Here is a 16,829-nt window from a genome sequence, read left to right as displayed (position 1 = left end):
GATATAGAGACGTTTCTGAGCGGAAGAGAGCGGATAATACTCGCTAGGTTCCGCAGCCGGAATAGCCGTGAACGATCCGATCTCCAGTCGCTCCATAGCCGCGGCCATTTCCTCAACCGTCGAGTAGCGGAATACGTCGCGAAGCGGGAATTCAACGCCTAGCTCCTTATGCATTTTGCTGACAAGCGTCGTCGCCCGCAGGGAGTGTCCGCCGAGGTCAAAGAAGTTGTCTGTTACGCCTACCGCCTTCTCCCGAACAAGCACATCCTGCCAAATGGCGGCCAGCTTCGCCTCCAGTTCGGTGCGCGGCGCCACGTATTCGCGGCCTGCGCTTGCTCCCCCTTCCGGCGCCGGCAGCGCCTTCCGATCGATTTTCCCGTTCGGCGTCAGAGGCAGGCACTCTAGCTCCATAAAGTACGACGGGATCATGTACCCCGGCAGCTCGCTGGCAATCGCACGCTTCAGGTCTGCCGCCGTCAAGCCTTCTTCCGCTGTATAATAAGCGCACAAAGCTTTCTGACCTTCTTGATCTTCCCTGACGACAACGACCGCTTCCTTCACGCCACCTACACTCAGCATCTTCGCTTCGACTTCGCCCGTCTCAATCCGATAGCCGCGAATTTTTACCTGGTTGTCGATCCGACCGATGAAGTCCACGTTGCCGTCCGGCATCCAGCGCGCCAGGTCGCCCGTCCGGTACAGCCGCTCCCCTGCAGCGAACGGGCTGTCTACGAATTTCTCCGCCGTCAAATCCGGGCGGTTCAAGTAACCGCGGGCTACACCCGCTCCGCCGATAACCAGCTCGCCCAACACCCCGATCGGCACCGGCTTCAGACTCGCATCCACGATGTAGAACTTGGCGTTCAGCCACGCTTTCCCGATCGGCACGCTGCCCGTCTTCGGCAGCTTCTCCAGCGGCTCGTCATAGAAGCTGGAGTCAATCGCCGCTTCCGTTACGCCGTAGCTGTTAATAATACGGAACTGCGATCCGAAGCGCTCCTGCAAGATGCGGTAATCCGCTACGCTGCACGCATCCGAGCTTGTGAGCAGCAACTGCATCGAGCTGAGATCCAGACCCTCGGCATACACATGCTCCATGAACGGCACGATCAGCGCCGGAGTCGATTCGAACACCGTCACGGCGTAGTCGCGAATCCAGGCGTAGAGGCGGGTTGGATCAATCCGGTCGTCCTTCGGCACGATGACCATGGTGCCACCGTTGTAGAGCGTCCGCGCAATGTCGCCGACGAACACGTCGAACGAGAAGCTGGCGAGTTGCAGCAGCCGGATCGGGAACTGATCCAGGCGGTAGTCCCGCCGGTAGCCCGCCGCCGTGTTCACCAGGCTGCGGTGTTCCACCGCCACGCCCTTCGGACGGCCAGTCGTACCGGAGGTGTAGATGACGTAAGCCAAATCGCGCGGCTTGTTCACATTCGCCGGATTCGATGCGAGATCCGACGCCAGTACGTTCTGCTCGGCTTCTGCCGTGGCGGACGTTTCGGCAGAAGCCGTTTCCGCTTGCGCCAAAGCCTCCGCCTCTGCGCCTGCTTCGCCCAAAGCTTGTATGCCCACAGCCACTTCCACCGCTCCGAGACTGTACGTCGCAGCGTCGTCAAGTGCAAGCACCGTTTGCAGTGCTAGAGCTTCGTCGCTGCGCCAAACTTCCGCCTGCTCCAGCAGGCGGGTCTGCGTGAGCAGAACCGACGCCCCGCTGTCCGTGAGCATATACTCGATCCGCTCCGCCGGATAGTCCGGATCAAGTGGCACATAAGCGCCGCCCGCTTTCCATACGGCGAGCACCCCGATCAACAGCTCCGCCGAACGGCCGGCCAGAATGCCGACCACCTGCTCCGGCTTCACCCCGCGCGCCCGCAGTGCATACGCCAGACGATTCGCTTTGGCGTTAAGCTCCGCATACGTCAGCTTGCTGTCTTCGTAGACAACCGCCAGCGCTCCCGGAGTGCACTCCGCCTGCTCCTCGAACAGCTCGTGGAACGTCCTCTCTCTCCACGACTCATCCGCCTCCAAACCTGTACCCTCTGCAGGGGATTGCTTTGCAAGAGCCGAAGACGACACGTCAAACCCGACCAGCAAATTATGCTTTTCGCTGTCCGTCAATATATCTAAATCCGAAATCCGCGCACCCGGCTGAGCCAGGATCGACACCAAAAGCTGCTCGTAATGACCCGCCAGCCGTACCATCGTTTCCTGTCTAAACAACGAGGTAGCGTACTCGATCTTGCAAACCAGCTCGTTATCGGCTTCCACGATATCAAAGCTAAGATCAAACTTTGCCGTCTTTTCCTCAATGTCGAACAGCGACCATTGCAAGCCTTCCAGGGTTAAATCCAAGCTTTCGTGCTTTTGCAAAGAAAACATGGTGTCAAACAGCGGATTCCGGCTTAAATCCCGGCTCACCTGAAGAGCTTCCACCAGCTCCTCAAACGGATAGTCCTGGTGCTCGTAGGCTCCAAGCGTCGTTTCCTTCACTTCCTGCAAGTAATCCAGGAACGTCTGCTCCGCCGCCGGACCCAAGCGAAGGGCCAGCGTATTGACGAACATGCCGATAATCGGCTGCAGGTCGGCGTGAGAACGGGCGGCAATCGGAGTGCCGACCACGATATCTTCCTGTCCCGCGTATTTATGAAGCAATACGGAGTATGCAGCCAGCAGAAGCATATACAGTGTCGCCCCCGAATCGCCGGCAAGCCGTTTGAGAGCATCGCTTTTCTCTGCATCCAGCGTAAACGTGAGCGTTCGCCCGTCAAACTGCTGGACGGCCGGGCGGGAGAAGTCGAGAGGCAACTCAAGAACCGGAAGCTCGGAGTTGAATACCCCTCGCCAGTATTCCTCCTGCTGTTTGATACGCTGGCGCTGTTCCTCGGATTGCTGCCAAACGGCGTAATCCTTGTATTGAATCCGCAGCTCCGGCAATTCTTCCCCATTGTAAAGCCGCACGAATTCATGCAGCAGCACGTCCATGGAAAGGCCATCGGAACCAATATGATGAATATCCAGTGCAAGCAGGAATTTCTCTTTCTCCAGTTCGATCAGCAGGGCACGCAGCAAAGGCGGCTGGGTCAAGTCAAAAGGCTGAATGAAGCCTTCAAGAATGGCCGCAACCTGATCTTCACTTGCTTGAAGCTTCTCGACCTTGAAAGCTACACGTGGATGAATACGCTGAACCGGCTCCCCATTCACAATTTCAAAACCGGTGCGCAGCATATCGTGCCGGGCCACCAAAGTAGTCAGCGCCTTTTCCACTTTGGCCTCGTTCAAAGCCCCTTCCAATTGTAAGACACTTGGGAGGTTGTAATTTAGCTCCGAGCCATCCAACTGGTGCAGGACGTATAGCCTTTTTTGCGCGGAGGAAACCGGATAGTACGCTTTTTCTTCTGCTTTCGGAATCGAGCTGTGCCGTGTTTCTTCCAAGCTGGCAATAGCCCCGGCCATCGACTCTACCGTCATATAGCGGAACACATCGCGCAGCGGAAGTTCGACGTTCATTTCCTTCCGAATCTTGCTGACAAGGTTCGTCGCCCGCAAGGAGTGGCCTCCAAGCTCGAAGAAATTGTCCAGGACTCCAATGCCGGAGAAGCCCAGCACTTCCTCCCAGATCTTCACAAGCTGGGACTCCGTCCGGTTACGCGGCGCTACAAATTCGACGCCCGTTTGTAAGCCGCCTTGCGGCTCCGGCAGCGCTTTGCGATCCACTTTGCCGTTGGACGTCAGCGGCATACGCTCCAGCTGCACGAAGTACGACGGGATCATGTACCCCGGCATTTCCTTGGCCAGTGAGGTTCTCATTTCACTGACCGTCAGTGTCCGGTCCGCCACAAAGTAGGCGACAAGCGCCTTCTCGCTCCCACCGTCCTGACGGGCAATCACCACCGCTTCTTCCACGCCCTCAACGTTCAGAAGCTGCGTCTCGATTTCGTCCAGCTCGATCCGGTAGCCGCGGATTTTCACCTGGTGGTCAATCCGGCCGAGGTATTCGATGTTGCCGTCCCGCAGCCAAGCCGCCAAGTCGCCCGAGCGGTACAGTTTCTCCCCCTCCGCAAACGGGGAATCGACAAACTTCTCCGCCGTCAGATCCGGACGGTTCAGGTATCCTCTCGCAAGGCCTTCCCCGGCCACATACATTTCGCCCGCTACGCCGAGCGGCACAGGACGACGGTTTTCATCAAGGATGTACACACTCAGCGTTGGGATCGGCTTGCCGATATTGCTCTTCGCCGCCTCCATTTCGACCCACGTAATTTCCTTATACGTCACGTGAACCGTCGTCTCGGTAATACCGTACATATTGATCAGCTTCGTCTCCGGGTACTTCGTCTTGAAGCCCTTGAGCAGCAGTGGACTCAACGCTTCGCCCCCGAAGATGACGTTACGAATCCGTAGATCGTACGGATGGTCCGCCAAGACCTTACGCAGCAGCTGGTAGAAGTACGTTGGTGTCTGGTTCAAAATCGTGACCTGTTCGCGGCCCAGCAGCGCCAGAAAATCGGACGGATTTTTCGCCGTGAGCGGCGGTACGATGACCAGTTTGCCTCCGTACAGCAGCGCTCCGTACATTTCCCAGACGGAGAAATCGAAGCAGAACGAGTGGAACAGCGTCCACGTGTCGGACGGATCGAAATCGAACAGGTTCTTGTCGTTAAACAGAAGGCGCACGACGTTCTTATGCTCGATCAGCGTTCCTTTCGGTCTGCCGGTCGTTCCCGACGTGTTTGTTTTTTTAAAGTGTCCAGCGCACCTTCGGAGTCCGCCCCTCTGTCACCCCAAACGAAATCGTCCAAATCGAGGCGCGTTCCTGCGAAGTCGGTCTTCTCGTGCAGATGCTTTTGAATCAGCAATAACGGCGCTCCCGAATCCTCGATCATGAAGCGGATGCGCTCCTCCGGGTAGTCGGGATCGACAGGCACGTAGGCTCCGCCCGCTTTGAGAATCGCCAGAATGCCGACGACCATATCGAGCGAGCGTTCGGCCAGAATCGCTACCAGCTGGTCCGCTTCTACTCCCGTCTCCCGCAGCTTCCGCGCAAGGCGGTTGGATCGCTCGTTCAGCTCGCGGTAGGTCAGCTGCCGCTCGTTCATGACGGCGGCCACGTTGTCCGGGTAAAGCTCCGCCTGCTCTTCGAACAAGCCGTGAATCGTCTGCTGCCGCGGGTAGTCCGCCTCCGAATCGTTGAAACCGCGCACCAGCTCGCGGACTTCCTCCTCCGTGAGCATTTCCAGCGAGGCAATATCCCCGTCCGGAGCTGCTTCGATGGTTTCTAACAGCTTGTCATAATGTTTGGCGAACCGTTCCGCGGTCTCCTGTTTATACAAAGCCGTAGCGTACTCCAACCGGCATTCGAGCTGACCGTCCATCTCCGAAATATCCAGGAGCAGCTCGAACTTGGATGTTTGGTTTTCCAGCGGATAAAACGATTGCTCCAGCCCCTCAATGACAATTTGCTCGTTCTCCGTATTTTGCAGGGAGAAGAACGTATCAAAGAGCGGATTCCGGCCGGTCGCGCGCGGAATGTGAAGACTTTCCACCAAGTCTTCGAACAAATAATTTTGGTGTTCGAAAGCCCCGAGCGTGATGTCCTTGATTTCTTCCAGGTACGAAAGGTACGGCTTGGAACGCTCCGGACGGCTGCGAATGGCCAGCGTGTTGATAAACATCCCTACGATTGGCTGCACTTCATCCTGCGTTCTTCCGGCAATCGGCGTTCCCACGATCAGATCTTCCTGGCCCGAATATTTATGCATAAGGATGGAGTAAGCCGACAGCAGCACCATGTACAGGGTCGTCCCGGTCCGTGCCGCCAGCTCCTTCAGCTTCTCCGTCCGCTCTTTCCCGATATAAAACTTCACGGTCCGGCCGTCAAAGCTTTGCACCGCTGGCCGCGGGAAGTCCGTCGGCAGCTCCAAGACCGGCAGCTCGCCCGACAACTGTTCCAGCCAGTACTCCTTCTGCGGCTGAAGCAGTTGCGCGTAAGCTTCGGAATGCTGCCAAACGGCATAATCTTTGTATTGAATGCGCAGCGGGGCCAGCTCCTCGCCCCGATACAGGCGGCTGAACTCGTCGAAGAGCAGCGCTGTCGAAATGCCGTCCGAGACGATATGGTGCATATCGAAAAGCAGAATGTGGCGATCCTCGGCGACTTCGATTAGGCCGATACGGAGAAGTGGCGGCTTGGTCAGATCAAACGGGCAATAGTAAGCTTCCACCACTTGGTCCACTTCCCGCTCGCCCACCTGGAAATAATCGACAGCAAACTCCACCTCGTCATAGATGCGCTGCACAAGCTCGCCATGAACCTGCTCTATCCCGGTACGCAGCGTCTCATGGCGCTGAATCAGAGCCCGGAACGCGTGCTCGACGCGCGTGCGATCCAGCTTGCCTTCGAGAAGAAGCGCCGCCGACATATTGTAGCTGCGCTCGGCCCCGTCAAGCTGGCGCAGGACGTACAGACGCTTTTGCTCGGATGAAACCGGATAGTACTCGGCCTCAGTTGCCTTTGTAATCTCATACGCCTCCTGCTGCTTTAAACCGCCGATTCTTTGGGCCAGCTGTTCGATCGTGGTGTAGCGGAAAACGTCCCGCAGCGGAACCTCGACTTGCAGCTCTTTCCGAATCTTGGAAACCAGCGTGGAGGCCCGCAAGGAATGACCACCCAGGTCAAAGAAATCGTCTTCGACTCCAACTCGCGCAATACCCAGCACCTGCTGCCAAATGAGAGCAAGTCTTGTTTCCAGCGTTGTGCGAGGAGCCACATACTCACGGCCTGCTTCTACCTCTCCGGTCGGTTCAGGCAGCGCTTTACGGTCAATTTTGCCGTTCGGAGTAAGTGGAAGCTTATCAAGAGACACCAGACGGGCCGGGACCATATGGGTCGGCAGCTCTTGCTTCAATTGGGACAGCAGATCGCTCAGCTGCAAGGAAGCATCCGCCGCCACGTAGCCGCACAAATATTTTTGCCCCTGCTCATCCGTACGGTCAGTCACCACAGCCTGCTTGACGCCCGGGAAACGCAGCAGGGCCGTTTCAATTTCGCCGAGTTCAATCCGGAACCCACGAATTTTCACCTGATAGTCGATCCGGCCGATGAAGTCAACGTTGCCGTCTTCCAGCCAGCGGGCCAAATCGCCTGTACGGTACAGACGTTCGCCCGGCACAAACGGGCTGTCCGCAAATTTCTCGGCGGTTAGGTCCGGACGGTTCCAGTACCCGCGCGCCACCCCGGCGCCGCCGATGACAAGCTCGCCCGGAACCCCTACAGGAACCGGATTTAACGCGGCATCGACAATGTAAAACCGGGCGTTCAGCCAAGCTTTGCCGATCGGCACATGACCCGACTGCGGCAGCTTATCCAGCGGCTCACTGTAAAAGCTGCTGTCAATGGCCGCTTCGGTAACGCCATAGCTATTGATGATGCGGAAATGTCCGCCGAATCTTTCCTGCAGCAATCGGTAATCGGTGACACTGCAAGCATCCGAGCTGGTAATCAGCAACTGCATGGAGCTAACGTCCAGCCCTTCTTCATAAATATGCTGCATGAATGGCAGGATGAGCGCTGGTGTCGATTCGAATACCGTAATGTTTTGGTCCCGAATCCAGCCGTATAAGCGGTTCGGGTCAATCCGGTCATCCTTCGGCACAATCACCATCGTGCCTCCGTTATACAGCGTCCGCGCGATGTCTCCGACGAATACGTCAAACGAGAAGCTAGCCAGCTGCAGCAGACGCACCGGGAACTGATCCAATCGATACTCGCGACGGTACGCATCCGCCGTATTCACGAGACTACCGTGTTCGATCATGACGCCTTTCGGGCGTCCCGTCGTACCCGAGGTGTAAATCACATAAGCCAAGTCTTGCGGGGCACTATCGGCAGATTCAAATTCCACGGCTAAGGCATCCCTGTTATAAATCTGTTCATCGTCCATGGCATTGACAGCTTGAAGTTTCAGCCGGTCATCGGCCAACCAACCTCCGGCCCGCTCCAACAGATGACGCTGCGTAAGCAGCACCGATGCACCGCTATCGCTCAGCATGTATTCAATCCGCTCCGCCGGATAATCGGGATCCAGCGGTACATAGGCTCCGCCGGCTTTCCAAACGGCGAGCACCCCGACCAGCAGTTCCACCGAACGCTCCGCCCAGATCCCCGTAATCGTCTCCCTTCCCACGCCCTGTTCGCGAAGGAGAGAAGCCAGCCGCTCGGCGCGTTCGTTCAATTCGCCATAGGTCAGCTGCTTGTCCATGTAGACGACTGCCGGATGATCCGGATTTTCCCGGGCAAACTTTTCAACATACCGATGAAATGCTTCCCACTCGCTCAGCCCTGACACCGGCGGGTTAAAAACGCCCAGAATGCGGTGTCTCTCCTCATCGCTCAGCAGAGAAATCTCGCGTACTAGCAGTTCTGGAGTCTGAAGAAACTGGTCCAGAACGGTTACATACTGTTCCATAATCCGATCAATCTCGGCCGTCTCGAACAGGCCGGTACGATAGGAAGCATGGAGAATGACATGACCTGCAGTCAGCATATGGTCGAAGCGCAGCAGCAGATCATCCATCTCGTGTTTAGCGAAGTGAGCCTCCAGGCGTACCTTGATTTCTTCGTACTCCACAATTTTCAAAGGCAGATATTCCAAAGACGTGCGGAACAGTCCCGAAAGATCGTTGCGGCCGTGTTGTTCGCGTAAATCCTGGATCAATTGGTTATAAGGGTATTTCTGATACCGCAGATCCGCCGTATTCTCCTTGGAAACCGCTTGGATCAAGGAAAGCACGTCCCCGTCTGGATTCAGATGAATCCGCGTAGCCACGGTGCTGACGAACATGCCGATCGTTTCTTTTTCCTTCTTGCTGGTGCGATTGGCGAACACCGTGCCGACCGGAACATCGGTGCTGTCGGTCAACTTGTATAGCAAGGCATACATGACGGACAGAAATAACGTATATAAGCTGACCTGATATTGTTCGCTAAAGGCCAGAATGCGTTCATACCGGGAACCGTCCAAAGTGATGGCCCGTTTATTGGATTCGCTGCCGATCGCGAATGGCGGATACGATTTAATGCCGGTTGTTTCAGGCAAAGTGTTGTACTTCGTCAGCCAGTATTCCTTGCCTTTTTGATAACGCTGCGATTGCTCATATTCACGCTCCGCTGAAATATAATCCAGATAGGAAGGGGCCAGGTAACTGCTGGAGATGCCTTTGCGCAGTTCCAGGTATTTTTCCATCACCGCATGCAGTAAAGCAGTGACGGACAAGCCGTCGGCGATAATATGATTTACCGTCAAATTGAGCCATACTTGGCCGTTCGCAAAATGGATAATCGTAAATTGGTAGAGGTGATCATCGAACACGCTGGCCGGTTTTTCGCTTACTTCTTTCACCCAAGCATAGAATTGTTCGGTTGTGCCTATTTCGAGGCGGCTTATCCTGGTTTGAACATTCTCCGGCTCTTCGAACCACTGCGTTGGATTTTGCAAATCTCCGCTAATGCGGATTCGGAAAGCGTCATAGGTTTTGACGATCTCCGCCGCAGCTTGCTCCAGAAGCTGTGTGTCGATCTGGCCCGTAATCTGGTAGGTCGCGGAAAGCATCGTGATGGACGTTCCCGGATTCATAATTTCCATGAACCATATTCGGCGCTGGGCTTGCGTAAGTTCATACTGCCCGTTGGTATTCTCTCTCACATCGACACACTCCCGTTTTAGAGATTCTTATAGATAGGCTTTGTACCTAGATCTCACTTAGTCACTCTTAAGAAGAACCACGCAGGCCATTCCCGGAACGGCTTCTGCGGACTCTTCCCCCTTTTTCGTGTCTACGTTCTCTGGGAAAAACCAGTTATAAAGTCATACCTTGGATTACTAAAAGACTCTGTCGCATTCGCAAGTCGTAAACCGCCCGCCGCAAAGCGGGTCTAGCCATACAGCCGGGCGTAATAACCCCCGAGCGCCAGCAGGTCCTGATGGCGGCCCCGCTCGACGACCGTCCCTTGGTCCATGACGGTAATCAAATCCGCATGTTCCACAGTGCTGAGACGGTGCGCGATCAGAATGGTGGTGCGCCCCTTCATCAATACATTCAGGGCCTGCTGTACCCAATGCTGGGATTCGTTATCCAGCGCAGAAGTCGCTTCGTCCAGCAGCAGAATCGGGGCGTTTTTGAGAATTGCCCGGGCGATCGCAATTCGCTGCCTTTGTCCGCCCGACAAAGACGCTCCCCTCTCTCCCACCGACGTTTTATACTGTTCAGGAAGTTCCTGAATGAAATGGTGAGCGTACGCCGCTTTGGCCGCTTCAATTACTTCCTCATCCGTTGCATCCGGGTTGCCGTAGCGAATGTTTTCCTCAATCGTGCCGGTAAATAAGAACGGTTCCTGCGGAACGTATGCAATCTGCCTGCGGATTTCGTCCAGCGTGTAATGGCCGAACGGTTTGCCTTGGAGCAGGATTTCTCCGCTGTTCACAGGATAAAAGCCGAGCAGCAGCTTAATCAACGTACTTTTGCCGCTGCCACTGGCCCCCACGATAGCGGCGACCTGGCCGGGAAACACCTGCATGGACATGTCAACAAGCACCTTTTTATTTGCCTGATAGGAAAATTCCACATCGCGAAACTCCACCGCAGCCTCCGAGACGAGCTCGCTGTAAGGAGATCCCAAACGCTCCGGTTCCTCTTCCTCTCTTAGTACCTCTTGAATTCGGTGAGCGCCCGCGAGCGAATTTTGGGTCATCGACAGAACGATCCCCAAGTCCAACAAGGCGTGCGTCAGATTAACTTGCAGAACCGCCAGGGTAGCGACGCTTCCCATGCCCATCAGTCCGTAGGCATAAAGAAGACTGCCGATGACGATGACGCCGCAGAACGTGACGTAGCTGATAAAATGGTTCACCGCAGCCTGCATGCCGTTTTTCTGAGCGGTTTGCCGAAGCGTCTGCGTCATCTGTTCGTTCAACGCCTCGTACTGGCCGTAAATCGTGCGGATGCGGAACAGCTTCACAATTTGAATGCCGCCCATAAAATCTTTGAATTTTTCGGTCATTTTACCGAGCGTTTGCAAGCCTTGTTCGGACAAGACGCGAATATCCCGTGCAAATTTCAGGCTAACCACGGAGGACAGCAGCAGAATGACGAAGGATACGCCGGCAAACCGCCAATCGATCAACATCATAGAGACAATGGAGCCGATGCAAAAAACAACTTGAAGCAGCAAAACGAAGTAAACCTGCGAGAATGTAAACTCAACGGTCGTTACGTCGTTGTTCACCCGCGACAGCAAGTCCCCATGGTGCGTCTGCTCCAGGAATCTCGGCCGCACCCGGCACAACTTGTCATAAAGACGTTTGCGGATGTTCAGCACAGTCAGCTCAACACTGCGCTGGTATAAGTAAATGAACCAGGGAGAAATCACATTTTCTAGGAACAAGGCCGCGCCCAAAATAATAAAGGCTTCCACCATCAGGGACGTATCTTGGGACACGGCGAAATCAACCAAGTTATGTACGATCAAACTGAAAGCGATCAGGAACAATGTCTGGGTGAGCGCCGTTACGGCCAGGCCAATGGCATACTGGGTTTTGCGCTTGCGGTTCATAAAGGTCAGCAAGTAGCCAAGTTCTTTCACTTGCGAGAGCCATCCGCCCTTTTTCATGTGTACGCCACCTCCCTGCGTTCGGCAGACTCGGTAAATTCCTGGTAGTACGACTGGGCGTATAGCCCCTTCATTTCCAGCAATTGTTCATGAGTGCCCTTTTCCACAATATTTCCTTGTTCCATGACCCAAATTTCGTCGGCATTTTGTACTGTAGAAAGCCGGTGGGCAATCACCATCGTCGTTCTCTGCTTCATCAATACGCCCAGCGCTTTCTGAACCGCGCTTTCCGACTCTGGATCAAGAGCCGACGTTGGCTCGTCCAGCAGCAGAACGGGAGCATCCTTCAGAAAAGCCCGGGCCATTGCAATGCGCTGGCGCTGCCCGCCGGACAAAAAGCCTCCGCGTTCTCCGACATACGTCTGGTATCCACCCTCAAGCTGCATAATGAAGGAATGCGCCTGAGCGGCTTTGGCGGCTTCGATAATCTCGTCCATCGACGCTTCTTCCCGCCCGTAGCCGATATTTTCGGCGATCGTGCCGCTAAACAAATATGAATCCTGGGTTACTACAGAAAAATGTGACCGAAGCTGCTCCGGATCGGCGCCGTCGATCCGACTGCCGAACACGCGGATCTCACCCTGATCTTCCGGAAGCGGATAAAAGCCACATACAAGTTTAAACACCGTACTCTTCCCTCCGCCGCTCGCTCCGACAAGCGCGATCGTCTTCCCTTCCGGCACCGTGAAGCTAACATTCCGCAGGATCGGGGAGCTCTCCTCATACCCGAAGGTTACGTTCTGAAACTCGATGGGGGCGGTACTCGCTTTCGGCAGCGAACGGCCATTTTCCGTTTCGGTCGGCTGCTCGACGATTTCGGAGACCCTTCTGAGGGCACCGGCCATTTCGAACGTCCGCGTGATGAGCTCGGGTATATGCTCCAGAGGCTCCAGACACAGATTCAGCAAGTACAGGAAGGCGATCAGCTCTCCCGCGCCTAGCTGCCCGTTGTAGATCAAATAGCTTCCGTAACTGACGGCGAAAATGATCGGGCTGATCATCAGCGTGGAAAGCAGCGGGTTGACCCATGCTTCACGCTTTTTCACGGCCAGCTTTTTTTGGGCTGTCAATTGCAGCAGCACTTGGTAGGAGCGAGATAACATGCCGGATAGCAGGTAGCTTTTTACAATAGGCATACCCCCAAGCGTATCCTGGAGGTTGACGTTCATTCGGCCCATGTTTGCCTGAGCTTCCTCCGTCAACTGCTCCAACTGCTTGCCGATCCATTGGGAAACCAGTAGCGCTACGGGAAATAACAGCAGGCTGGACAGCATCAGCTCCCATTGAAGGTAGATCAAATAAGCGAAACAGCCGATGAACAATAGCGGATGATAAAACCACTGGGCAAGATCCCGAATCATAAACTGCTGGATAAGCTGCAGGTCGTTGTTGATCCGCGACAACACGTCGCCCGAGTGCTGCTTTTCCAAATAGGAGACCGGGAGTTTGCCGATATGACGCATGACATGGTTGCGGATATCCTGCACCGCAGAGGCGCTGCTTCGCTCCACGCCGAAGCTCATGAAAAACTTCGTCGGTACACCGATCAAGATGACCACAAAGACCGTGTATACGATTTGCAGAACGAGAGGCCCCGCCCCCTTCTCGGCCTGGGTGGTCAGCTGCTCGATCAAACTTCCCGTCCATATCTCAATAACGGCGGCGGCAATTGCGGACGAGGTACCGACGATCATCCAGCCTTTGTGATGGCTTACATAGGACATCAGCCAGCGGAACGCTTTCCAGGTGGCGTAAGCGGTTTGGCGCTTGGAAGGCGCCGCTGTGCCTTGTTCTTGAACGGACGGCTGTCGATCAGCTTCCATGCAGTACCCCGGCCTCCGCTTCGATCTGCCGCTTGACTTGCTCTAAGATATCCCGGATGACAACGGCCGTTTCGTCCACGCGGGCGAGTTCCAGCAATTCCTCATGCGCGCCCTCCAGCCGGTAATCGGCGTAAGCGTGCGTCGTTGCCCCCCGCCAGGACGGCAATTGGTGCTCCAAGCGGAACGCTTCGCTGTCCTTCGCAATCAGTTCGTAAATCCGGGCCGGGATCGTGCCGGAGTTAATAAGCTGCGCTTCGTATGCCAAAGTCGCTTTGACCTTCTGATGAACCCGCTCCCGCACAAGCGGGTTGCTCATTAATTCTTTCTCTTCTTCGTCGTAATCGGCAACCATTTCTTCAAGCTCTTTCTCTGACGTTTCTGATGGCGTCAGCGTGTCCTTAATCCACGAGTCCACCATGAGTACGTCCGTTACGGAATACCCTCTTTTCTCCATCGTTTTGGCTACCTCGAACATCAGGTTGCCCCCGAAGCAGTAGCCGAGCAGCACATAAGGTCCTTCGGGCTGGATGCGGACGATCTCGTCCACATAACGGTTCAGCATGGTCTCGTAATCAGCGGCATTGTCGATAAAATCAATGCCGTAAAGCACGAATCGGCCGTCGAGCCTGCTTGCGAGCTCCCGGTAACCGATGCCGAAGCCGCTACCCGGAGGGAAGCAGAACACGTTCAAATCTCCTGCTTTATTCAGCTTAATGAAGGAGTCTCCCCCTTTATCGAGGCCCAGATCCCCCTCTCCGAAAGCCATGGCTTCAACGGTTACATGATGGAATTGGCGGTTCAGCGGTATCTCAATGCCCGTTTCATCGTAAACGGCTTGAACGAGCCTCATCAGAGTTAACGAATTGCCACCCAACTCAAAAAAGTTATCCTTTACGCCGACCTGCGGAACGCCAAGCGTATCCTGCCAGACGCGGACGATCTTCATTTCGAGCAGCGTTCTCGGCGCAACATATTCCGCTCCTCCGGCCGCGGCTTCCTCCGGCGCAGGCAGCGCTTTGCGGTCGATTTTCCCGTTCGGGGTTAGCGGCATCCGCGAAAGCTGCACGAGGTGCGAAGGAATCATATACCCTGGAAGCTGCTTGGCGAGCTCCTCTTTGAGTTCATGCAGCCTCGTTTCCGCGACATAGTAAGCGACAAGCTGCTTTTGGCCATTCGCGTCGTCGCGGTCTAGCACCTTGGCTTCTTGCACAGCGGCGATCTTCAGCAACTGCGTCTCGATTTCGTCCAGCTCGATCCGGTAGCCGCGGATTTTCACCTGGTGGTCAATCCGGCCGAGGTATTCGATGTTGCCGTCTGGCAGCCAAGCCGCCAAGTCGCCCGAGCGGTACAGTTTCTCCCCCTCCGCAAACGGGGAATCGACAAACTTCTCCGCCGTCAGATCCGGACGGTTCAGGTATCCTCTCGCAAGGCCTTCCCCGGCTACATACATTTCGCCCGCTACGCCGATCGGCACTGGGCGTCGGTTTTCATCCAGGACGTACACCTTCAGCGTCGGGATCGGCTTGCCGATATTGCTCTTCGCTGCCTCAATCTCGATCCACGTTATTTCCTTATACGTCACGTGAACTGTCGTCTCGGTAATGCCGTACATATTGATAAGCTTCGTCTCCGGGTACTTCGTCTTGAAGCCCTTGAGCAGCAGCGGACTCAGCGCTTCGCCCCCGAAGATGACATTGCGAATCCGCAGATCGTACGGATGGTCCGCCAAGACCTTACGCAGCAGCTGGTAGAAGTACGTTGGCGTCTGGTTCAAAATCGTGACCTGTTCGCGGCCCAGCAGCGCCAGAAAATCGGCCGGATTTTTCGCCGTGAGCGGCGGTACGATGACCAGCTTGCCTCCGTACAGCAGCGCTCCGTACATTTCCCAGACGGAGAAATCAAAGCAGAACGAGTGGAACAGCGTCCACGTGTCGGACGGATCGAAGTCGAACAGGTTCTTGTCGTTGAACAGAAGGCGCACGACGTTCTTATGCTCGATCAGCGTTCCTTTCGGTCTGCCGGTCGTTCCCGACGTGTAGATGACATAAGCCAGGTTGCTCGGCCCGGAAATCGGCTCCAGGTTCCAAGCGTCCAGTGCATCTTCGGAGTCCGCCCCTCTGTCGCCCCAAACAAAATCATCCAATTCGAAGCGCGTTCCTGCGAAGTCGGTCTTCTCGTGCAGATGCTTTTGAATCAGCAATAACGGCGCACCCGAATCCTCGATCATGAAGCGGATGCGATCCTCCGGGTAGTCGGGATCGACAGGCACGTAGGCTCCACCCGCTTTAAGAATCGCTAGAATGCCGACGACCATATCGAGCGAGCGTTCAGCCAGAATCGCTACCAGTTGATCCGCTTCTACTCCCTTCTCCCGCAGCTTCCGCGCAAGGCGGTTGGATCGCTCATTCAGCTCGCGGTAGGTCAGCTGCCGCTCGTTCATGACGGCGGCCACGTTGTCCGGGTAAAGCTCCGCCTGCTCTTCGAACAAGCCATGAATCGTTTTCCCCCGCTCGAACCCGGTTTCGGTGTCATTAAATCGCTTCAACAGCGTCTCCCTCTCGTCTGGGGACAGCACATCGGCTTGTCCAAGCTCCAGATCCGGCTGAAATAATAGCAAGGACAGTAGCCGAACAAGATGGTCGGCCGCCTGTTCCACAAATGCCCGCTCGTACCGCTGCCCGTCAAAGCTTATTTCCAGCTCGATGGAGTGGTTTTGGCGATCGAAGCGAAAAACCGTATCGGCCGCCACCCGGTTATCCAGCGGTACCGGATGAATCGGGGCGAAAGATGCGACGGTGTTGACGACCGGGAGGCCGTCCACCGTATAGTCCAGATGGAGCGGCTCCACCATTTTTGGAAAAGGCAGATGCTGATGCTCCAGCGCCTCGCCGATGGAAGCTTTGATGCCCCCGAGCAGCGTTTTCAGCGTAGTCTGGCGGCTTATGGCCGTCTTGATCACCAAGATGTCATGCGGCGGCGGAGTCCCGTCGGGGTCTGCGCTATAAGAAGGCATGCCGACCAGGACTTGGTTCTGCCCGGTATATTTGAACAGCAGGCTTTTTACTCCTGCCAAAATAATCATGTACATAGCCAAATCCGAACCGTTGGCGAGGCGAATGATTCTCTCCGAGAGTTCGCTCGGCAGAGTACGGTGAAGCAAGCCCAGCTCGGCCGCAGCTTCCCCGTCGGCGGATAATTTGGAGGATTGACTGTAGGGAAGGAAGCTCAGGCTGTCATCGGCGTCAAACTTGCCGCTCCAGTACCGTTCTTCCTTTTCAAATAAAGATTTCATTCGTACCTCCCCTAAAAATGAAGTAAACCATGCCCCGGCGCAGATCCGA

The 16,829-nt window shown here is 55.5% G+C and carries 4 protein-coding genes and 1 pseudogene; all 5 read right to left on the bottom strand.

What is annotated here, in order from left to right; translation table 11 throughout:
* A pseudogene (locus BP95_RS33870) lies at nt 1-4,674 on the bottom strand (amino acid adenylation domain-containing protein); the annotation flags it as partial.
* 17 nt (nt 4,675-4,691) lie between these two features.
* Nucleotides 4,692-9,701, bottom strand: coding sequence for a non-ribosomal peptide synthetase (locus BP95_RS33865; RefSeq protein ID WP_028532289.1), 5,010 nt, complete (start codon nt 9,699-9,701; stop codon nt 4,692-4,694).
* Between the two features lie 230 nt (nt 9,702-9,931).
* Nucleotides 9,932-11,665, bottom strand: a complete 1,734-nt coding sequence (locus BP95_RS0112070) for an ABC transporter ATP-binding protein (RefSeq protein ID WP_028532288.1) — start codon at nt 11,663-11,665, stop codon at nt 9,932-9,934.
* On the bottom strand, nt 11,662-13,488 hold the full coding sequence (locus tag BP95_RS0112065; protein ID WP_021255905.1) for an ABC transporter ATP-binding protein: 1,827 nt from the start codon (nt 13,486-13,488) through the stop codon (nt 11,662-11,664). Before BP95_RS0112065 ends, BP95_RS0112070 begins: the two co-directional genes overlap by 4 nt.
* Nucleotides 13,478-16,780, bottom strand: coding sequence for a non-ribosomal peptide synthetase (locus BP95_RS0112060; protein ID WP_028532287.1), 3,303 nt, complete (start codon nt 16,778-16,780; stop codon nt 13,478-13,480). The genes BP95_RS0112065 and BP95_RS0112060 overlap by 11 nt, the downstream gene beginning before the upstream one ends.
* Nucleotides 16,781-16,829 lie beyond the last annotated feature (49 nt).

Source organism: Paenibacillus sp. UNC217MF (assembly GCF_000686865.1).
Lineage (GTDB): Bacteria > Bacillota > Bacilli > Paenibacillales > Paenibacillaceae > Paenibacillus_B > Paenibacillus_B suaedae.
The sequence above is the reverse complement of the archived record's forward strand: the minus strand, read 5'-3'. Positions and strand labels throughout refer to the sequence as shown.